Here is a 19,853-nt window from a genome sequence, read left to right as displayed (position 1 = left end):
GATGGCAAAGGTAAATAAAAAGACTCTGCACAAGGAGGAATATTTGTGCAGAGTCATAGAAAAATTGGTAGATACCTCGTAATTTTTGTTTAGTTGTATTTGTTTCTACCCTATTTATTGGGGCGGTTATCTTTTATTCTCACTGTCACCGGATGAGCCAGCTCTTCTTTCCATTCGCGGAGATGAGCAAACCATGCTTCCGGCGTTTTATATCCGAATGTCTCTTTCATCGAGGTGAAAGTCGTGTGATACTGGAAATATTTATTTCCCGGGGCGGTAATTGTATAAAGGAAGTTGGCTTTATCCTTTTCTTCCGATTTTACATAACGTTGGGGAATACAAGTGCCCAGCCCTACAGTTTCTTTAGCATATTTTACGGTATCGTTTACCGGCCAGTCCGTTCCCCAACTTCCTACGAGTCCTTTATGATCGGAGAAAGATTTGGAAGTACCTACGATGTCTTGCACACCTGTGCAGAAAATTTCTTTATCGAGCGGTTCGTCAAAGAATGCTTCGATATGAAGATCGCGATGTCCGGCATAAAGCGTGTAGCGTGTCATCATATTCAGTTCCTGGTCCTGATATTTCCATCCGGTTACTTCTATTTCTGCAATTACACGTACCGGTCCATAAGAGACGATACGTTCTGTACGAGTGTCCACTGGAGTAATATGGGTTGCCTTTTGTCCGTCCCAACCTTTCAATGCACCCGGTCCGCAACTGTCGAACACGCGAAGTACGTCATCTCCGAATCCTTTAGCTAACTGCTCATCCGTCGGATAGAACTGCGATTCTTTGATTTCCAGTCCTTTGTTGAACTTGCCGTAAATATCCGGTGTCTGTTTTTCATTGAAATAAAGACGGTATCCTACCAGTTCCGATTCCAAAACCGGACCGTGAGGACGTACCATGCTGTATATATTGCTAGTGCCGGGAACGGTGATAGCCTGTACCCGTTGATGTTTACCTTTCTTGTTGTCTACAATAAACATATCGGCATAAACTCGTTCAGGATAAGTCTTTGTACTCTTTTCCGAAGAAAGTGTAACCTGAAATGTTTTTCTACCATGGGCAGGAAGATCGGCAACAAAGACCAGTTCGTCCATCTTGCGGTCCCGGTTCAAATCGTCCAACTGCGAAGGAATTTCCTTCCTTCCTTCCATGACAACGGCTGATTTTACTTTGAAACCAGCGTGCAACTCATGTAGATTGATAACAACCGGAGCATCCGCTTTGGGCTGATTCCAGTTGTTTTGTACTTCAACTGTGATGGTTTTCTCCTGTTTCTGCGTTTGGGCAGACAGGCTGAAAGCTCCTAAAAAGAAAGTAATAATAAAAAGATTCTTCTTCATGTTTCTAAGGCTGAAATTATACGTCGTATTTCTCCTTGCAAAAATAGCAGAAAAAATAGCAGACTGTGTCTCTTTTGAGGAGATTATAGTCTGCTATTTGAGCTTTTTACTCTATATAATGATATTGTGGTTTCTATTTTGCATCACAGAATGGCAATGAGTTTTTATTTGAGACTTAAAATCTCCTCTTTTGCACCTAATTCCTCATATACCTTTCCGTCTATAGTCAGATTCTTGGCATTCTTAACGTTTAATATATTGTTACCTTTAGAAGATTCTACATAAATATTTTCCAAAGTAACTCCGTCTACCTGACTGATAACAACTCCATCCGCAGCTTCCGTCATCACAACGTTTTTAACGGTAATATTGCTGATGGGCATTTCCGGCAGTCCGTTGAAGAACATGGCACGTCCCGAACCTCTGCAAACAATATTGGAAATATGAATATTGCGGAAAGCAGGTGTTTCTTCTGTCACCGGAGGAATGGCAGTTTTCATACGGCTCAACAGATCTTCTTCCGATTCTTCACCGGCACCTTTTCCACCGTAGAACAAGTCGAACAATAAGGGTTCATTCGGAATATTAATCATATTGATATTGTTAATGTAGATGTTTTCTACCACACCGCCACGTCCGCGGGTACTCTTGAAACGTAAACCTACATCTGTACCCATAAATGTGCAGTCCTCTACATAGATATTCTTCACACCGCCGGACATTTCACTACCTACCACGAATCCACCATGTCCGTGCAATACTGTATTGTTTTTCACGATAACGTTCTGGCAAGGTTCTCCACGACGGCGTCCATCTTCGTCTTTACCGGATTTGATACAGATGGCATCATCTCCCGCATCAAACACACTATTGATAATCAGAGCGTTTTTACAAGATTCCAAGTCGATAGCATCACCGTTTTGAGAATACCAGGGGTTGATGACCATGATATTATTTACTGTGAAATCTTCGCAAGACAAGGGGTGCAGACACCAGCTTGGTGAGTTTTTGAAAGTAACTCCTTCCAACAGCACCTTCTTGCTTTTGACGATGCTTAACAACACCGGACGCAACCACGGACGGATTTCTGCCCATTCTTCATCTGTGTTGATACCTTCGGGGACATTGAAGTCTTTGCAAGCCATTGCACCTTTCAGTGAGCCGGCAGTGGGATACCATATCTCTTGTTTCTCGTCGAGAACACCTCCCGAGTTTACCAGCTTTTTCCATTGTGAAGCAGTCAGCTTTCCTTTTTTTACCGGACGCCAGCAGTCACCGTTTCCGTCAAATGTACCATGTCCGGTGATAGCTATATTTTCTGCATTGCGTGCTGAAATCGGCGATTGGCAACGACGAGTCTCGAGTCCTTCGAAAGAAGTGGCAATGATAGGATATGCTTCAAAATCACCAGTAAAAAGTACGAGCGCATTTTGTTCCGTATATAGATTTACATTGCTCAACAGCTCGATCGGACCAGTCAACCAGACACCTTCCGGGATAATCACTTTACCCCCTCCGCGTTGATTCACGTCTTTAATAGCATCGTTGATAGCTTTGGTATTCAGGAACAGACCGTCTCCTTTGGCTCCGAATTTCTCAATGTTTACTTCGTAAGCAGGGAAAACCGGTTGCTGTACTTTCGGCATTTCAAAAGGTAAATTCTGGTAAAGAGCGTCACTGATTGAGCTTTCTTTTACAGCAGTCTCGCTTTGTTTACATCCCGATGAGATAAACGGTAAACAGCATACGGCCATCCAGAAGAGTCTTTTTGTCAATGTGTTCATTTAGTAACTTAATTTCTATAGGGTTATACATCTATTGTTTTTCTTGAAAAAACCTCTTAATTATCGATTGCAAAGATAGGTGGGAAAGCCTAAGGCGATGTGGACTAATTGATAGATTACGTGTATTTTTTGTCATTTCTGTCTATTATTTGCACACTTCTCGTGTTTTTATGCAGAAAGTTCCTATCTTTGCACAAAATTTAACTATTAAAAGATATGAGTTATAACTTGTTGAAAGGAAAAAGAGGTATTATCTTCGGTGCTTTGAACGATCAGTCTATTGCCTGGAAAGTAGCAGAGCGTGCCGTAGAAGAAGGTGCAACTATTACATTATCAAATACTCCGATGGCTATCCGTATGGGAGAAGTCGACGCTTTGGCCCAGAAATTAAATTGCCAGGTTATTCCGGCAGATGCCACCAGTGTAGAAGATTTGCAAAATGTATTCAAGACCTCCATGGATATACTGGGTGGACAAATTGATTTTGTACTCCACTCTATCGGTATGTCTCCCAACGTGCGCAAAAAACGTACTTACGATGACCTTGACTATGGAATGTTGGATAAGACATTGGATATTTCAGCTGTTTCATTCCATAAAATGATTCAGTCGGCCAAGAAATTGAACGCTATTGCTGATTACGGTTCTATCGTTGCTTTGAGCTACGTGGCCGCGCAGCGTACTTTCTACGGCTACAATGATATGGCAGATGCAAAGGCATTGCTGGAATCTATTGCACGTAGCTTTGGTTACATCTACGGACGCGAACATAGCGTACGTGTGAATACTATCTCGCAGTCTCCTACATTTACTACTGCCGGTTCGGGCGTGAAGGGTATGGATAAACTGTTTGATTTCTCCAACCGTATGTCTCCTCTCGGAAATGCTACGGCTGACGAATGTGCCGATTATTGCATCGTGATGTTCTCCGATCTTACCCGTAAGGTAACTATGCAGAACTTATTCCATGACGGTGGATTCTCCAGTGTAGGTATGAGTCTTCGTGCCATGGCTACTTACGAGAAAGGACTCGATGAGTATATGGACGAAAATGGTAACATCATTTACGGATAAAAAAATATGAAACTACGGATCTCTCTTCTTATTATTTTAATGAGTATGCTTTTCGCCTCCTGCGGGATAAGCACAGGAAAGGGTACGGAGCAGAAGGAAGAAGAGATTTCTGTTCTGAGATATGATAAGCTGTTGAGCGAATATGTTCGCTCCAACAGTTTTTCTGCTATGCAGAAGTTGACGATGGACTACCGTATGCCGACGAAAATCCTGATTGAGGATGTATTGTCTATCGGTACAGTGAAAGATGATACCATCTCGCAACGTCTGCAAAAATTCTATTCGGATACGACTTTGGTTCGTTTGCTTAGCGATGTAGAAGCAAAATATCCTAATCTGGATGAAGTGGAAAAAGGACTTAGCAAAGGATTTCGGAAACTGAAAAAGGAAGTGCCTGATACGAAAGTGCCGTTTATCTATTCGCAAGTATCCGCTTTCAACGAATCTATTATTTTAGTGGATTCTTTATTGGGAATCAGTCTTGATAAATATATGGGGGAAGATTATCCTCTTTATAAGCGTTTCTATTACGATTATCAATGTCGCTCGATGCGTCCGGAACGGATTGTGCCGGATTGTTTTGCTTTTTATCTTTTGAGCCGTTATGGAATGAACTATCATGAGGGTACTTGTTTGATTGACTTGATGATGCATACGGGGAAGATCAATTACGTAGTGCAAAACTTATTGGGATATAGTGATATTGGTGAAGCAATGGGGTATTCTAAGGAGGAAAGCGACTGGTGCAAGGATAATGAAAAGGAGATATGGAATTATATCTGTACCAACGATCATCTGCATGCTCGTGACCCGATGGTGATCCGCTATTATATGAAGCCTGCTCCTGCTGTTGATATGTTGGGTGCTCAAGCTCCGGCATTGATAGGTACATGGATGGGAGCAAGAATCATTGCTTCTTACATGAAAAAGCATAAGGATATGAAGCTGAAAGATCTTCTGGAATTTACTGATTACCACGAAATGTTAAGTGAATCTAACTACCTGGCTTCCTGAATCGTTTCTCTTTCTTATTTCTCAATTTTTAATTTTCAATTCTCAATTTAATAAGTGGAAACTGCCCTTTATTTGTTGCCCGTGACTTTAGGCGATACACCTATTGAAAAGGTGTTGCCTTCTTATAATAAGGAAATTATTTCCGGTATCCGGTATTTTATAGTCGAAGATGTTCGTTCTGCCCGTCGTTTCCTGAAAAAGGTGGACCGGGAGATTGATATTGATGCGTTGACATTTTATCCGTTGAACAAACATACTTCACCTGAAGATATTTCCGGTTATCTGCAACCTTTGGTAGGCGGAGCTTCAATGGGAGTTATCTCCGAAGCCGGTTGTCCGGCGGTAGCTGATCCGGGAGCGGATGTGGTTGCCATCGCACAACGTAAAAAACTGAAGGTAGTTCCTTTGGTTGGACCCTCTTCAATTATTCTTTCCGTGATGGCTTCGGGCTTTAACGGGCAGAGCTTTGCGTTTCATGGTTATCTGCCGATTGAACCGGGGGAACGTGCCAAGAAACTGAAAACATTGGAGCAGCGTGTGTATGCTGAAAATCAGACACAACTTTTCATTGAGACGCCTTACCGGAATCATAAGATGATAGAAGATATTTTGTTAAACTGTCGTCCTCAAACAAAGCTTTGTATTGCTGCCGATATTACATGTGAAGGAGAGTATATACAGACGCGTACTGTGAAGGACTGGAAGGGACATGTGCCTGAATTGTCTAAGATTCCCTGTATTTTTCTCTTATATAAATAACGTCTTTTAGGTGTTCATATTCATCTTCGAAACAGCTACTGAAGAAGCCTTTTCCCAAGTTTTCCTCTATCTGTTTGAAGCTCCATAGCTTACTGTTCTTAAAGCGAGGGGTACAAAGGATGGAATCATCCTTGATATCAACGATGAATAAGTAGATAAGACGATTGGTTACTTCATTCTCAAAGTGATAAACGATATTGAACTCTGGCTTGATATCTTTTTCGTGCGGGAAAGCATTGTTAATCAAACGGGTGGCACCCGCCTCTAAAGATTCTCCATATCGGAGATAACATTCCATGGGAATGTCCACTTTTCCTTTGTCCAAAATGGCTGTTGACGGTCTGTCGCAAAGGAACAGCATTCCATGAGTGGATATGGCAATTCTTATCACCGGATTGATGTATGCGTTCTTATAATTAACAGCTTCTATCGCAGGGGTTTTCCCGATCACGTCTCCTTTGGTATTCACAATAGGAACATATTCTGTGTGAGACATTAGGTGATTGAAGAAACGGATAGCGATCTGGTTGAACAGGATGCTCATAAGAAAGACAGTAGGAGGTAACACTTTATAGAGTACAAACAGACTTGTCTTACTTAGTGGGTTTTGGAAAATGACGGTGATGCTGATTATAATAAAATGCAGTATTCCGAAAATCAAGGCAATGCGAGCAGATACAACGGCGGCTTCTGCTCCCTGAGCATATAAACGTTTGTTGCAAGAACCTATCTGTTTTAAGAAGTGGTTGATAAACCTTTTCTTATGCATATAAAGACTTAGCATTGGAATGAGAATACTGACTTCCAGAGTAAGCGGGAGCGCACCGGGGGGAACATAATCACCAGGAATGAGAGCTGCTACGGATAATAGTGCCAGCACTCCGGTCGCTATATAGAGGATAAAATTAGGAATTAACAATCCTTTACGTCGATAAGAAAGGTATATTCCTATAATACCTATACCTGTACCGATGTAAATAGCCGTGTCTTGCGTTATAAGTTCACACAATAAAATGGAAATAATAACGGGGATAAAACCCAGCGACATGTTAAATGCGGAAGAAAGTATTCCTTTATGATCCATCTCTATATTTATGTTTATTTGTCGGTTCTATCTATAAAACAAATAGTGTATGTGTTTTGTTTGCTAACGAATATGTTTCTCTGCATGGTAGGAGGAACGAACAAGGGGAGCACTCTCTACGATGTTGAATCCTTTCTCTAAACCAACTGTTTTATATTTCGCGAATTGCAGCGGAGTGATGTATGCCGCAACGGGATAATGCCGATGACTCGGTTGCAGGTATTGCCCTATGGTAAGAATCTGGCAACCGGTTGCTAACAGATCGTCCATCAATGTTTCGACTTCCTCCGGAGTTTCACCCAGTCCGACCATTATGCCGCTTTTAGATTTGACTCCCTTTTCGGAAATGTGTCTGATAACCTGTAAGCTTGTATCATAATTTGCTGCACTGCGGACTAGTGGACTAATGCGGCGCACAGTTTCCATATTGTGTGATATGATGTCGGGGCGGGCGTCAATTACTAAATCTACCAACTCCATTCTGCCTTGAAAATCCGGAATCAGTACTTCAATGGTTGTCTGTGGATTCAACCGTTTTATTTCCCGGATGGTACGTGCCCAATGTTCTGCTCCCAAATCAGGTAAATCATCCCGGTCTACAGAGGTGATGACGGCATGATCCAGTTTCATCAGTGCGATGGATTCTGCTACATGGGTAGGCTCGTTTGCATCTAACGGATGGGGACGTCCTGTCTGTGTGTTGCAAAATTTACAGCTACGCGTGCAGATGTCACCGCCAATCATGAAGGTGGCTGTTCCTTTTCCCCAACATTCCCCCATATTAGGGCAACGCCCACTGCTGCATATCGTGTGCAAGCAGTGGGAGTCGACAATTCGTTTTGTTTCGGTGTATCGTTCGTTGGCACCGATATTAATTTTCAGCCATTCGGGCTTACGTACTCTATCCGTCATTATAAGTTGTTCAAGAAGAAGTTGGTCAACCGTGTGTACAAGTGTTGGCGGGTGTTGCCACCATATATTCCATGATTACGGTTCGTGTACACTTGCATATCAAATTGTTTTCCAAGCTGGACTAACTGCTCGGCATATTCTGCACAGTTCTGGAAGTGAACATTGTCGTCTGCCATACCATGTACCAGCAACAAGTTTCCATGAAGTTTGTCGGCACGGGTGAAAGCTGATGATTCCTTATATCCTTCCGCATTTTCTTTGGGAGTGCGCATGAAACGTTCGGTGTAAATCGTATCATAGAAACGCCAGTCGGTTGGTGCGGCTACTGCTACTCCGGCTTTGAATACGGGAGTTCCTTCGCTCATGCTCATAAGAGTCATGTATCCGCCATAACTCCAACCCCAGATACCGATGCGGTCTTTGTCCACATACGTTTGTTTGCCTAGGTAAAGCGCTGTTTCCACCTGGTCTTTGGCTTCTTTGACGCCAATTTTCAAATAGGTACATTTCTCAAAAGCTTCTCCACGGCCTCCAGTGCCACGACCATCTACACATACCACGATATAACCGAGGCTTGCCATGTATGTCTCCCAGCTGATTCCCCAAGTATCCAATACCTGTTGGGAACCCGGGCCACTATATTGATACATCAGTACCGGATATTTTTTGGATGCGGAGAAACTAACCGGTTTCATCATCCAGCCGTTCAACTTCACGCCATCTGTAGTCTGGAAAGTAAAGAACTCTTTTTGTGGTACTGCATATCCGGACAATGTTTGCTTCAACGCATCATTTGTAATAAGCGTTTTGAGCGTTTTGCCTGAATTATCGTTCAAGGTAACCAACATAGGAGTATCCAAGCTGGAGAACTTGTTCATATAATACTTCATCGATTTGCTGAAGAGAGGCGTATTGGTTCCTGCCTGTTGAGACAATTTGGTCTTTTTGCCTTTCTTATCTATTTTATAGACAGCCTTGCGCAGAGGACTCTCTTCGTTGCTGGTATAATAGAAAGAACCATCTTCTTCATCATATCCCAGAAAATCTTTCACTTCGAACTTACCGTTAGTAACCTTTTTAATCAAGTTACCTCCCATGCTATACCAATAGAGATGACTGTAACCGTCACGTTCGCTAAGCATGCTGAAATATTCGGGATAGAACTGGATGTTATCGAAAATATTCTCCTTTATGTAATAAGGAGATTCATCACGGAGCATTAGTTTGCAAAGTGTTGAGCGAGGATCGGCAAAGTAGAGATCGAAACGGTCTTGATGACGGTTTAATGTCATGATAGCCAATTTGTTGGCATCCTTTGTGAAACGGATGCGTGGAATGTATTCATCTGCATCCAGCGGGAGTTTCATCGTACGGGTGACGTGTGACTTGATGTCATACGTGCGTACTTCTACTTTCGAATTCGGGTATCCGGCTTTCGGATACTTGTAGGTATATTCACCCGGATAATCTTTTAAGGCATCAATACGGGGTGCCTGTCCGGCAAATACCGGAAAAGAGTAGGAGGGAACTTCTGACTCATCGAAGCGGATGAAAGCGATCAGTGTATTATCAGCGCTGAATTCCAAAGCACGGTCGAAACCGAACTCTTCTTCATACACCCAGTCGGGGATGCCGTTGAGTACAGAGTTCTGTTTGCCATCCTCCGTAATCTGGCTTTCACTGTTGCCATAAAGCAGCTTAACAAGAAATATGTTATTGTTGCGGACAAAAGCAATCATTGTACCGTCTGGAGAAAAGACGGGGACCTGTTGAGGTCCACCGTCAGACAGCCGTTCAATAATGTTGTTTGTCGTAACGCCCTTATCATTTCGTTTCAAAGGGTAAATGTAATGTACAGCTGTGTATGAATGCCTATATATAGGTGTCGTTTTAGTAGCAATTAGCAATTTCTGACCGTCGGGCGAGAACTGGTAACTGTCGAAGTTCTTGAAGTCACATTCGCGTGTAGTGCTTACATCGAAAATCACTTCTACTTTCTCGCCTGTTTTGAAAGAGTATTTAATGATCTGCGTGCCGTCGGCGTTCATCTGCGTGTAGTGTTCGCCATCAGGCATGGGGATTACTCCCTGGATATTTTCCGGGCGGAAACGTCCGGAGGTGATATCTTTTAAATCGAGTGCCTTTTGTCCTTGTGCCATTCCGGTCAGACAGAGAAGGCAGAGTAATAAAGTGATGCTGATCTTTTTCATCTGCTTTTATAATCGGTTTTGGTTTTAATTCGTACTTGCAAAAGTAACAATAAACTTAGATTCAACAAAGCCTGACCGATTTTTATATAGATTTGATAAGGATTATTGGGTGAGATTCAATATCTTTGTGAAAAGGACTTTAAACATTACCACTATGAATTCAAAAAGAAAAGACTTGCAATATGCTTCTGTCTTCTTATTGGCTGTAGCATTGACATTCCTGTTGGGGAAGGGGGATAATCTGTGGTTGGTATCGTGGGGTGACTTGATACCAAGTTTGTTTGTGCTGTTCATAGCAGGTGATTGTTTGCATAGTTCCCTGCTCCGTATCAAACGCGGCGAAGAGTATGGAGGAGCCCGGTGGAGTACTTGTTTCACTTTTCTGGTATTCAGTATTGTTTTTATGGGCGACTTATTTTATATCGGCAACTTTATTGTGAATAAACTGTGGGGCTAAAGGATTAGTATAAATTCTGCTTCACAGGTATTTAATAGTAAGATTTTCTTCTTAACTATAGCTTTTAGTTTACTTTAACTAGATAAATTAGTTTATGAACTAAAACTTTTCGTTATTTGCAGCAAACAAAGTTGCAGATATGAAAGGATTAACAGCAAAAGAAGAAGAAATCATGGGCTTTTTCTGGGAAAAAGGCCCCTTGTTCGTGAAAGAAATGTTGGTTTTCTATGAAGAGCCCAAGCCGCATTTTAATACATTATCTACGATTGTGCGTGGGCTGGAAGAAAAAGGCTTTTTAGCTCACTATACTTTTGGGAATACTTATCAATACTATCCCGTAGTCAGTGAAGAGGATTTTCGTAAAGGAACGTTGCGGAATGTGATTAGCAAGTATTTTAATAATTCTTATCTGAATGCTGTTTCTTCTTTGGTTAAGGAGGAAGATATTTCACTGGATGAATTGAAACAACTCATTCACGAAGTGGAACAGGCTGATAAGAAACACTAATCTTTTTAACGAAAATCTATGCTATGGGAGTTTTCTTCATTTATATATTAAAATCGTCAGTTTGTCTTGTTTTGTTTTACCTGTTTTTCAGGTTATTGCTTAGCAAGGAAACTTTTCATCGTTTCAATCGAATGGCTTTATTGGGAGTGTTGTTCTTTTCATTACTCATTCCTTGTATCGAAGTAACTACCCGGCATCAGGTTGAGGTGCAACAGGCTATGCTTTCCATCGAGCAGTTGCTACTGATGGCAGAGTTGGAAGCTACCCCTGTTGAAGCCGGTGCAGTGCAGGAAACGGTGGCGTCCTGGATACAGATTGTTTTGCTGGTCTATTTGGCAGGTATTCTATTTCTTGCCTGTCGGAGTATTTATTCATTGATTAGTCTTTTCCGGTTGATACATTCCGGTAAACAGGAGAAGTTGGAGAAAGGGGTTATGCTTGTGGTACACCATCATGAGATAGCTCCGTTCAGTTGGATGAAGTATATTGTGATTAGTCAAAAAGATCTGGAAGAGAATGGGCGGGAAATTCTCATACATGAAATGGCTCATATTCATCACCGCCATTCTATTGACTTGTTATTGGCGGATATTTGTATCTTTTTCCAATGGTTCAATCCCGGTGCATGGTTGTTGAAACAGGAGTTGCAGAATATTCATGAGTACGAAGCGGATGAGACTGTAATCAATGAGGGTGTAAACGCGAAGGAATATCAACTATTATTAATAAAAAAAGCTGTTGGCACAAGGCTCTACTCTATGGCCAACAGCTTTAATCACAGTAAACTTAAAAAACGTATCACTATGATGTTAAAAGAAAAATCGAATCCGTGGGCACGGTTGAAGTATTTGTATGTACTTCCGTTGGCAGCTATTGCAGTAACTGCTTTTGCCCGTCCTGAAATCTCTGAAAAAATGGAAGAGATTTCTGTTGCCAAAGTTAATGATTTGGCAGCAATTGTAGAAAAAAAGAGTGAAGAAAATGTTGTTAAGGAACCGGCTGATACTGCTAAAAATAAGGTGATAGTAGTAGGGTATCGTGCAGAAAAGAAAGATTCTGTCTTAACATCTGGAGAAAAGAAGGTGGCTCTTTCGGTGCGGGAAGTTTCAGGTGAAGAAAAACCTTTAGTTATTATTAATGGGAAGGAGTCGGATTATGAAGTGGTAAATGCTTTGAATCCGGAACGTATTGAGAGTATCTCGGTTATAGGTGCTGAAAAGGCTATTAAGATTTATGGGGAAAAGGCCAAGGATGGATTGATGGATATAAAGCTATATTCGGAAAAGAAGTTTAAACCGAAAAAGATAGAAGTAGGAAGTCTTAATAAAACAAGGTTAGACGCATTGAATAGTGGGGCTAAGAATTGGGGTGTTACGTTTCATTCTGCTACTGGAGGGAAGCCTTTGATTATTATTGATGGCAAAGAGGCTTTTGGTGATGATCCTTTGGCAAATATATCTCCTGATCGTATTAGAAGTATATCTGTATTGAAAGATAAGAATGCTTTGGCGGCTTATGGTGACAAGGGGAAGAATGGAGTGATTGAAGTGAATCTTTTAGTAAAAGAGGAATATCAAGTCCGTCAGATTCCTATTCGTACTGTGAATGATACAGTAACTTCAACAATAAAAACAACCGTATCCGAAGAATAGCAGTGGATTTTCAAAATACTCTCTATTTTCAAATACGGTCAAAATACATTATGATAAGAATTGACGGAGGTACGCTAGTATCTCCGTTTCTTGTTCCGGATGGAACCATTGTATTTCTTCATCTCTTTTGAACCAAGTCATCTGTTTACGCGAATAAATGCGGGAGTTTTGCTTGATTTTATCTATGGCAAAGGGGAGTTCCCATTCTCCATCCAGATACTTGAACAGTTCTTTATAACCTACTGTATTGAGCGAATTGAGGTGGCGATAGGGAAGTACCGAGCGTACTTCTTCCAGTAATCCTTCCTCCATCATCTGATCTACCCGACGGTTAATACGGTCATACAACTCTTCCCGGTCGCGAGTCAGACCGATTTTTAGAATGCGGAAAGGGCGTTGCTTTTTTTGTTGGGTGCGAAAAGAGGTATAAGTGCGTCCGGTCATATAGCAAATTTCCAATGCATGAATTACCCGTTTGGGATTCTTTAGATCCACTATCCGATAATATTCCGGATCTAGCAGGCGAAGTTCTGCACAGAGTTGTTCAAGTCCTTCCTCCTCATATTTCTGTAGCATGAGTTGACGGGTTTCCGCATCAACGGTAGGAATATCGTCGATACCTTTACAGATAGCATCTACATACATCATTGAGCCACCTGTGAGAATCACGACCTCGTGTTGCGTAAATAATTTCTCGAGAATTTCCAACGCTTCTATTTCATATTGGGCGGCGCTGTAATAGTCTGTAAGGTGGAGTGTACCAACCAATTGATGAGGGACACGTTTAAGTTGATCGGGAGTAGGAGCTGCCGTGCCTATTTTTAATTCGGCATAAAGCTGTCTTGAATCGGCAGATACAATACTTGTCTGAAAAGTTTCTGCTAAGCGCAGGCTCAATTCCGTTTTCCCTACACCTGTAGGACCTATAAGAACGATGAGAGTAGGCATTGGGCTTTTAAGTATTAAGTATTGAGTATTAAGATGTGTGCGGAACTAAAAAATATTAGGTATTAACTGCCTGGCGCTGCATAGCAATTAATACCTAATACCTAGTATTTAATACTTAGAATTTTTCTTCTTCGTATGGAGTACTTGCGTCGCCGCCTATGTCGAATCCTTCCTGATCGAAGTCTTCCATGTCGAAATCTTGGTCTCCATAGAAGTTTTCATCCAGATCAAGAGAACCGCTGGCAGCGGCCATTTCTTCAAAATCTACCGTTTGTTTAGGAGCATCTCCTGATTTCTTGGTACATTTGGCGCCATCCATATCTTTTCCGGTGATAATTTCGGATAGTTCGATGAAGAAACAACGTTCTGTTATGTAATCGAATACATATAGCAGTTTCTGTTTTTCATCTTCTACCAGTTCACTGATAGTAGTGTCTTTCATTACCCAGCTATCTATTTCCGGATTGTCGTCCATTTCTTCCAAGGTTACTTCTTTTCCTTTTTCCCAATCGTCATCGCAGATAAAGAAAGAAGTCATCTGGTCGTTTGTGTACCCTACTGATTTCAGTATTGCTTCATGGAAGTCATAAAAAGTAGCTTCCGGATCAATTTGTATTTCTCTGACAAAATCGTCAACTTCATCAGATATGATAGTAAATCTGTATATCATAATATGACTATTTTGAACTGTTTATTTAATGATACCACGTTCTGAATTACGGATGAAATCGATAATATAGTCAATTTCCGGACTTTTTTCAAATTCATCTTCTATTTTTTTCAATGCTTCTGTCGTGTTTAAACCACTTTGATAAATGATACGATATGCATTGTGAATACTTTCGATCACTTCATTGGCAAAACCACGACGACGCAGGCCGATGATGTTGATTCCACTAAAAGCAATCGGTTCGCGTCCTGCGATGATGTAAGGAGGAATATCTTTACTGAAGCGGCATCCGCCCTGAATCATTACATGACTCCCTACATGACAGAATTGGTGCATCAATACATTAGCGCTGACAATCGCATTATCATCAATGATGATTTCACCTGCCATTTTGGTAGAGTTACCGATGATACATCCGTTACCAACCAATGCGTCGTGTGCTACGTGTACACCCTCCATCAGTAAATTGTTATTTCCTACAATCGTGCGCCCTTTAGCTGCTGTACCACGGTTGATTGTTACATTTTCACGAATCAGATTATTATCCCCGATTTCGGCTGTCGATTCCTCACCGCGAAACTTAAGGTCCTGCGGGATGGCTCCGATTACGGCACCCGGAAAAATAGTGTTTCTGTTACCAATACGTGAACCATATAAAATATTGGCGTTAGCCATAATTTTATTGTTGTCGCCGATAACTACGTTCTTATCTATAAATACGAAAGGCGCAATTTCTACATTTTCCCCAATTTTAGCTTCGGGATGAATATACGCTAAAGGACTTATCATGCTTTTAATATATCAATTATTACTTATTTTTCACTATTTGTGCCATGAACTCTGCTTCGCAAACAACTTTCTCGCCAACAAATGCATATCCTTTCATAGTAGAGATGCCACGGCGGATAGGTGCCAGCATTTCTACACGGAAGATAATAGTATCTCCCGGCACTACTTTCTGGCGAAATTTTACTCCATCTATTTTCATGAAATAGGTAGAATAACGTTCAGGTTCGTCTACTGAATTCAAAACGAGTAAACCACCGACTTGTGCCATTGCTTCTACTTGAAGTACTCCCGGCATAACAGGTTCTTGTGGGAAATGTCCCTGAAAGAAAGGTTCGTTAGCTGTGATATTTTTGATACCTACAATGTAGTTAGCACCAATCTCAATCACTTTGTCAACCAGTTGGAAAGGATAGCGGTGCGGCAATAATTCGCGGATACGGTTTACATCCATTACCGGCTCACGGTTACAGTCGTAACTTGGCGCCTGTATTTCGTGCAAACGGATTTCTTTCCGCATTTGGCGTGCAAACTTATTATTGATAGTATGTCCGGGACGGGTAGCAATGATCCGGCCTTTTATCGGTTTACCGATTAAAGCAAGGTCACCGATCACATCCAACAATTTGTGGCGGGCACATTCGTTTGCCCAAACCAACGGTTTGTGATTGATATAGCCTAATTGTTCAGCGTCCATGTGAGGTACTCTCATCACATCTGCCAACTTGTCGAAACTTTCCTGTGACATCTTACGCTCGTAGATTACGATTGCATTGTCCAGGTCACCCCCTTTAATCAATCCAGCGGAGAGCAGCGGTTCTATTTCGCGAACAAAGACGAAAGTACGGCTGGCGGCCACTTCGTCTTTGAAATTATGCATATCCTCAAGTGTAGCAAACTGATTCGGGATAATGGTTGAATCGTAAGAAACCAGTACATTCAGACTGAAATTCTCGTCAGGAAGTACGATGATAGAAGAACCAGTCGTTTCATCCCGGAACTCAATTTTAGACTTGATAATATAAAAGTCTTTGACGGCATTTTGTTCTACTGTTCCTACACGTTCTATTTCTTGTACATAATATTGTGCACTACCATCTAAAATAGGAAATTCCGGTCCGTTAACCTGAATAAGGCAGTTATCAATGCCCAATGCGTAGAGGGCTGCCATACCATGTTCAACGGTGCTTACTTTGACTCCATTCTTCGACAATACAGTACCACGAGTGGTTTCTGTCACATTGTCGGCTACTGCATCGATAGTTGGTTGTCCTTCTACGTCAATGCGCTGGATTTTATATCCATGATTGTCCGGAGCAGGATTAAATGTTACAGTGAGATCAAGTCCAGTGTGAAGACCTTTCCCGCTCAGTGAAAAGCTATCTTTCAGCGTTTTTTGTTTCAGCATTGGTTACTTATTTACTTATTTAATAGTTGTTTTAATTCTTCTATTTCTTTGCGCAAATTACGCAATTCTTTCTGCATATCCGGTAAGCTTCTTTGTGCGACGGATGCTTTGAAGTATTGCTTCAGTTCCATAGGAGGAGTTCCGATAAGCTGGCTACCGGATTTAATGTCTCCGGGTACACCTGACTGTGCACCTAAACCAACTTTGTCTCCTATTTTGGAATGTCCTGCAATACCTACCTGACCTCCGATCATACACCATTCACCAATTTTGGTAGAACCGGCAATTCCGGCTTGTGCAGCCATTACGGTATGTGAACCTATTTCATCATTATGTGCTATTTGTATCAGATTGTCTAATTTGACACCACTATGCACTACCGTAGCTCCCATTGTAGCACGGTCTACACAAGTATTAGCACCTATATCTACTTTATCTTCCAGAATAACAATTCCGATTTGCGGAATCTTATCGTATCCATTCGGAGTGGGAGCAAAACCAAATCCGTCAGCTCCAATCACTGCACCCGAGTGCAGGATACATTCGTTACCTATGCGGCAATCATGATAAACATTTACATTGGAGTAAAGCAAGCAACTGTTGCCTATCTTCACGCCGTCTCCAACAAAAGTGTGTGGATAAATTTGGGTATTATCTCCGATCACGGTATTTTCACCGATATAGGCAAATGCACCGATGTATACGTTCTCACCAATTTTGGCGCTGGGTGCAACGAAAGCTAATGAATCTATACCTTGTTTCTTAGGTTTGCTCATTTCATAAAGATTGAGCAATTTAGCCAGACTTTCATATGCATTGTCTACTTTTATCAGAGTAGCTTTTATTTCGTGCTCGGGAGTGAAGTCCTTGTTAACCAGGACAATGCTTGATTGTGTCTCGTAGATGTAAGGTGTATATTTGGGATTTGACAGGAAAGAAATTGCTCCGGGCATTCCCTCTTCAATTTTAGCGAATGTGTGTACCGTAGCGTTTTCGTCTCCAATGATTTCCCCTTGGATAAATGCTGCAATTTGCTTAGCCGAGAACTCCATGTCTTTAATTTAAAATTTAATTAGTTCACAAATAACGGATTTTTTTTTCAGATTTCCGTGTTATTGCATGAATATTTTATACTTATCTGTGTAATCTCTGATAGCAGAGATAGTATTTCTTTACCTTTTTGGACAATAATGAGATGTTCAGCATGTCCGATGCTTCGGCAATATTTTTGATAGTGCCGTCTTTGTAGATAATGTCAATACTGTCATCTGCCGGGTCATACATATTCTTTTCGATGCTGGGGGTAGAGACAAAATAGTTCGCTTCGGAAAGGGTTATACCTAATTGCTGGCTGATGTGCAAAGTTAATTCTTTTTTTCTGTCCTCACTAATCGGTTCCGATGAAATTTCTACTTTAAAGATATTTCGGTTTATCATTCCCGTGCTTAAAGTAGAAAGTACCTTGTCTGTATGGGTGCTCCACACTTTCAAGGCTGTCCATATATCATTGTCGTCTAGCTGGATAAAATTCTCCAGACAGTCGGGGTTATGATAGAATTCCGTAGGATTGATATCATTGTAAAGGAAAAAACGCAATGCGGGTGATGCAAACAGTTCCACTCTTTGGGAAGCTAATTCTTTGGCACGTAATAGAGTACTAATCAGCATCTTTTCGTATGCGACGGATGTCTTATGCAGGTATACTTGCCAGTACATCAAGCGACGTGCCGTGAGGAAATTCTCAATAGAATAGATCCCTTTGGATTCGATAACGAGTCGGTCATCCGCTACATCAAGCATTTTGATAATTCGGGCGGAACCGATGTTTCCTTCTGTCACGCCTGTATAAAAGCTGTCACGGCGAAGATAATCAAGTCTGTCCATATCCAACTGACCGCTTACAAGTTGATGGAGAAAGCGTTTTGGATATTCGTCTTTGAAGATTTGAATGGCAAGACTAAGCTGACCACTCATCTCTTTGTTCATCCGTTCCATCAGCATGAGGGAAATCTCTTCGTGGGAGACCCCTTTTACTATAGTATCTTCCAGTACATGTGAGAAAGGCCCATGTCCTATATCATGTAACAGGATGGCGGCCTGTACAGCTTCCGCTTCACTGTCAAAGATGAAATTACCTTTAGAAGCCAGTTGGCTGATAGCTTCACTCATCAAGTAAAAAGCACCTAAAGAGTGTTGGAAGCGGGTATGTTGTGCACCGGGGTATACAACAGATGATAATCCTACCTGCTTGATGCGGGTAAGACGCTGCAAAAGGGGATGCCGTACTATATCGTACAGTAACCCCTTTGGAATATTGATGAACCCGAATACGGGGTCGTTAATTATCTTTCTTTCGTAAGGCATTCGTTTTCTTTAGAGATCCTTTTTCTCTTTTCAGAGAATTGCTTTGAGTTGTTCAGCCATTTGCGCCTGTACTTCTTGTGCGGCGGTGCGGGCAGCTTCTGCAAACTTCTCTGTTTTATCTACGTAGATGATACCACGTGAGGAATTAACAATGATTCCGCATGTACTGTTCATTCCGTATTTACAAACTTCTTCGAGCGAGCCGCCTTGTGCTCCTACACCTGGTACGAGAAGGAAATGGTTCGGAACAATTTTACGAATATCTTCGAAAGCGCGTCCTTGAGTGGCACCTACCACATACATCATGCGGTCGTCACTAGCCCATTCTTGTGATTTACGTAATACTTTCTCGAACAGACGTTCGCCGTTTACATCTTCTGTTAGTTGGAAGTCATGCGAACCTTTGTTGGAAGTCAATGCCAACAGGATCACCCATTTACCTTCATAGGTAAGGAACGGAGTAACACTGTCTTCGCCCATATAAGGAGCTACCGTTACAGAGTCGATATTAAGCTCTTCAAAGAAGGTGCGGGCGTACATTGCAGAAGTATTTCCGATGTCACCACGCTTTGCGTCAGCGATAATGAATTGATCCGGATAGTTATCTTTGATGTATTTTACTGTCTTTTCAAATGCGATCCATCCTTTTACGCCCATGCTTTCATAGAAAGCCAGATTGGGTTTATAGGCGATGCACAAATCTGCTGTCGCGTCGATGATGGCTTTGTTGAATGCAAAGATCGGATCTTCTTCTTTCAACAGATGCTCCGGGATTTTCTTGATGTCAGTATCAAGTCCTACACAGAGGAATGATTTTTTGCGCTTTATGTTTTCAAATAATTGTTGCTTATCCATCTTGTTATTTACTATT

Annotated in this window: 18 protein-coding genes; 6 read left to right on the top strand and 12 right to left on the bottom strand. The window is 41.5% G+C overall.

From position 1 onward, the window contains the following. Positions 1 to 110 precede the first annotated feature (110 nt). A complete protein-coding gene (locus CJF29_RS18755; RefSeq protein ID WP_004301684.1) occupies positions 111 to 1,352 on the bottom strand; it encodes a DUF4861 domain-containing protein in 1,242 nt (413 codons plus the stop codon). 164 nt (positions 1,353 to 1,516) lie between these two features. Continuing rightward, complete coding sequence (locus CJF29_RS18750) at positions 1,517 to 3,136, bottom strand: glycoside hydrolase family 28 protein (RefSeq protein WP_032848485.1); 1,620 nt, start codon at positions 3,134 to 3,136, stop codon at positions 1,517 to 1,519. 216 nt (positions 3,137 to 3,352) lie between these two features. Between CJF29_RS18750 and CJF29_RS18745 the strand changes: the two genes are divergently transcribed. The 3 genes from CJF29_RS18745 to CJF29_RS18735 are packed head-to-tail and all read left to right on the top strand — an operon-like array spanning position 3,353 to position 5,983. Continuing rightward, positions 3,353 to 4,210, top strand: coding sequence for an enoyl-ACP reductase (locus tag CJF29_RS18745; RefSeq protein ID WP_004301687.1), 858 nt, complete (start codon positions 3,353 to 3,355; stop codon positions 4,208 to 4,210). A gap of 6 nt (positions 4,211 to 4,216) precedes the next feature. Further along, entirely contained in the window at positions 4,217 to 5,224 is a 1,008-nt protein-coding gene (locus tag CJF29_RS18740) for a hypothetical protein (RefSeq protein ID WP_008650833.1), read from the top strand. Between the two features lie 54 nt (positions 5,225 to 5,278). Continuing rightward, positions 5,279 to 5,983, top strand: coding sequence for an SAM-dependent methyltransferase (locus CJF29_RS18735; RefSeq protein WP_004304520.1), 705 nt, complete (start codon positions 5,279 to 5,281; stop codon positions 5,981 to 5,983). Here CJF29_RS18735 and CJF29_RS18730 read toward each other — a convergent pair. The 3 genes from CJF29_RS18730 to CJF29_RS18720 form a co-directional block, all read right to left on the bottom strand. Beyond that, entirely contained in the window at positions 5,949 to 7,067 is a 1,119-nt protein-coding gene (locus CJF29_RS18730; protein ID WP_008650834.1) for a hypothetical protein, read from the bottom strand. The genes CJF29_RS18735 and CJF29_RS18730 overlap by 35 nt on opposite strands. Before the next feature lie 63 nt (positions 7,068 to 7,130). Further along, positions 7,131 to 7,979 carry a lipoyl synthase gene (lipA, locus tag CJF29_RS18725; protein WP_009000501.1) on the bottom strand — a complete coding sequence of 283 codons (849 nt, stop codon included), beginning with the start codon at positions 7,977 to 7,979 and terminating at the stop codon, positions 7,131 to 7,133. Next, on the bottom strand, positions 7,979 to 10,189 hold the full coding sequence (locus CJF29_RS18720) for a S9 family peptidase (protein WP_099147376.1): 2,211 nt from the start codon (positions 10,187 to 10,189) through the stop codon (positions 7,979 to 7,981). Before CJF29_RS18720 ends, lipA begins: the two co-directional genes overlap by 1 nt. A gap of 154 nt (positions 10,190 to 10,343) precedes the next feature. On the opposite strand from CJF29_RS18720, the gene CJF29_RS18715 reads away from it, so the two are divergent. The 3 genes from CJF29_RS18715 to CJF29_RS18705 all read left to right on the top strand — a co-directional run bounded on the left by CJF29_RS18715 (position 10,344) and on the right by CJF29_RS18705 (position 12,806). Beyond that, positions 10,344 to 10,646, top strand: a complete 303-nt coding sequence (locus CJF29_RS18715; RefSeq protein WP_099147377.1) for a hypothetical protein — start codon at positions 10,344 to 10,346, stop codon at positions 10,644 to 10,646. Between the two features lie 139 nt (positions 10,647 to 10,785). Beyond that, on the top strand, positions 10,786 to 11,154 hold the full coding sequence (locus tag CJF29_RS18710; RefSeq protein ID WP_074636174.1) for a BlaI/MecI/CopY family transcriptional regulator: 369 nt from the start codon (positions 10,786 to 10,788) through the stop codon (positions 11,152 to 11,154). 23 nt (positions 11,155 to 11,177) lie between these two features. Further along, complete coding sequence (locus tag CJF29_RS18705) at positions 11,178 to 12,806, top strand: M56 family metallopeptidase (protein WP_099147378.1); 1,629 nt, start codon at positions 11,178 to 11,180, stop codon at positions 12,804 to 12,806. Between the two features lie 48 nt (positions 12,807 to 12,854). Here the strand turns inward: CJF29_RS18705 and miaA are convergent, their stop codons facing one another. The 7 genes from miaA to pyrF all read right to left on the bottom strand — a co-directional run bounded on the left by miaA (position 12,855) and on the right by pyrF (position 19,837). Next, positions 12,855 to 13,754 carry a tRNA (adenosine(37)-N6)-dimethylallyltransferase MiaA gene (gene miaA, locus CJF29_RS18700; protein ID WP_074636178.1) on the bottom strand — a complete coding sequence of 300 codons (900 nt, stop codon included), beginning with the start codon at positions 13,752 to 13,754 and terminating at the stop codon, positions 12,855 to 12,857. A 115-nt stretch (positions 13,755 to 13,869) separates the two neighbouring features. Further along, positions 13,870 to 14,424 carry an IS1096 element passenger TnpR family protein gene (locus CJF29_RS18695; protein WP_004304527.1) on the bottom strand — a complete coding sequence of 185 codons (555 nt, stop codon included), beginning with the start codon at positions 14,422 to 14,424 and terminating at the stop codon, positions 13,870 to 13,872. A gap of 21 nt (positions 14,425 to 14,445) precedes the next feature. Further along, complete coding sequence (gene lpxA, locus CJF29_RS18690) at positions 14,446 to 15,213, bottom strand: acyl-ACP--UDP-N-acetylglucosamine O-acyltransferase (RefSeq protein ID WP_004304528.1); 768 nt, start codon at positions 15,211 to 15,213, stop codon at positions 14,446 to 14,448. A gap of 19 nt (positions 15,214 to 15,232) precedes the next feature. Beyond that, positions 15,233 to 16,618: a bifunctional UDP-3-O-[3-hydroxymyristoyl] N-acetylglucosamine deacetylase/3-hydroxyacyl-ACP dehydratase gene (locus CJF29_RS18685; protein ID WP_004304529.1), complete on the bottom strand. Its 1,386-nt coding sequence runs from the start codon at positions 16,616 to 16,618 to the stop codon at positions 15,233 to 15,235. A gap of 11 nt (positions 16,619 to 16,629) precedes the next feature. Continuing rightward, positions 16,630 to 17,670, bottom strand: a complete 1,041-nt coding sequence (gene lpxD, locus CJF29_RS18680) for a UDP-3-O-(3-hydroxymyristoyl)glucosamine N-acyltransferase (RefSeq protein ID WP_074706692.1) — start codon at positions 17,668 to 17,670, stop codon at positions 16,630 to 16,632. 82 nt (positions 17,671 to 17,752) lie between these two features. After that, the gene (locus tag CJF29_RS18675; protein ID WP_074560077.1) at positions 17,753 to 18,982 is read right to left on the bottom strand and encodes an HD domain-containing protein; all 1,230 of its coding nucleotides are present in this window, start codon (positions 18,980 to 18,982) and stop codon (positions 17,753 to 17,755) included. 30 nt (positions 18,983 to 19,012) lie between these two features. Continuing rightward, a complete protein-coding gene (gene pyrF, locus CJF29_RS18670) occupies positions 19,013 to 19,837 on the bottom strand; it encodes an orotidine-5'-phosphate decarboxylase (RefSeq protein WP_074560076.1) in 825 nt (274 codons plus the stop codon). Positions 19,838 to 19,853: the final 16 nt, after the last annotated feature.

Source organism: Bacteroides celer (assembly GCF_002632415.2).
Lineage (GTDB): Bacteria > Bacteroidota > Bacteroidia > Bacteroidales > Bacteroidaceae > Bacteroides.
Note: the sequence above shows the minus strand (reverse complement) of the source record. Positions and strands in the feature narration are given on the sequence as shown.

What these genes read in the sequence shown, in the direction of transcription:
- pyrF (WP_074560076.1), bottom strand. Translation starts at nt 19,837, where the DNA reads ATGGATAAGCAACAATTATTTGAAAACATAAAGCGCAAAAAATCATTC.
- CJF29_RS18745 (WP_004301687.1), top strand. Translation starts at nt 3,353, where the DNA reads ATGAGTTATAACTTGTTGAAAGGAAAAAGAGGTATTATCTTCGGTGCT.
- miaA (WP_074636178.1), bottom strand. Translation starts at nt 13,754, where the DNA reads ATGCCTACTCTCATCGTTCTTATAGGTCCTACAGGTGTAGGGAAAACG.
- CJF29_RS18720 (WP_099147376.1), bottom strand. Translation starts at nt 10,189, where the DNA reads ATGAAAAAGATCAGCATCACTTTATTACTCTGCCTTCTCTGTCTGACC.
- CJF29_RS18710 (WP_074636174.1), top strand. Translation starts at nt 10,786, where the DNA reads ATGAAAGGATTAACAGCAAAAGAAGAAGAAATCATGGGCTTTTTCTGG.
- lpxD (WP_074706692.1), bottom strand. Translation starts at nt 17,670, where the DNA reads ATGGAGTTCTCGGCTAAGCAAATTGCAGCATTTATCCAAGGGGAAATC.
- CJF29_RS18755 (WP_004301684.1), bottom strand. Translation starts at nt 1,352, where the DNA reads ATGAAGAAGAATCTTTTTATTATTACTTTCTTTTTAGGAGCTTTCAGC.
- CJF29_RS18695 (WP_004304527.1), bottom strand. Translation starts at nt 14,424, where the DNA reads ATGATATACAGATTTACTATCATATCTGATGAAGTTGACGATTTTGTC.
- lipA (WP_009000501.1), bottom strand. Translation starts at nt 7,979, where the DNA reads ATGACGGATAGAGTACGTAAGCCCGAATGGCTGAAAATTAATATCGGT.
- CJF29_RS18715 (WP_099147377.1), top strand. Translation starts at nt 10,344, where the DNA reads ATGAATTCAAAAAGAAAAGACTTGCAATATGCTTCTGTCTTCTTATTG.
- CJF29_RS18685 (WP_004304529.1), bottom strand. Translation starts at nt 16,618, where the DNA reads ATGCTGAAACAAAAAACGCTGAAAGATAGCTTTTCACTGAGCGGGAAA.
- CJF29_RS18675 (WP_074560077.1), bottom strand. Translation starts at nt 18,982, where the DNA reads ATGCCTTACGAAAGAAAGATAATTAACGACCCCGTATTCGGGTTCATC.
- CJF29_RS18740 (WP_008650833.1), top strand. Translation starts at nt 4,217, where the DNA reads ATGAAACTACGGATCTCTCTTCTTATTATTTTAATGAGTATGCTTTTC.
- CJF29_RS18705 (WP_099147378.1), top strand. Translation starts at nt 11,178, where the DNA reads ATGGGAGTTTTCTTCATTTATATATTAAAATCGTCAGTTTGTCTTGTT.
- CJF29_RS18750 (WP_032848485.1), bottom strand. Translation starts at nt 3,136, where the DNA reads ATGAACACATTGACAAAAAGACTCTTCTGGATGGCCGTATGCTGTTTA.
- lpxA (WP_004304528.1), bottom strand. Translation starts at nt 15,213, where the DNA reads ATGATAAGTCCTTTAGCGTATATTCATCCCGAAGCTAAAATTGGGGAA.
- CJF29_RS18730 (WP_008650834.1), bottom strand. Translation starts at nt 7,067, where the DNA reads ATGGATCATAAAGGAATACTTTCTTCCGCATTTAACATGTCGCTGGGT.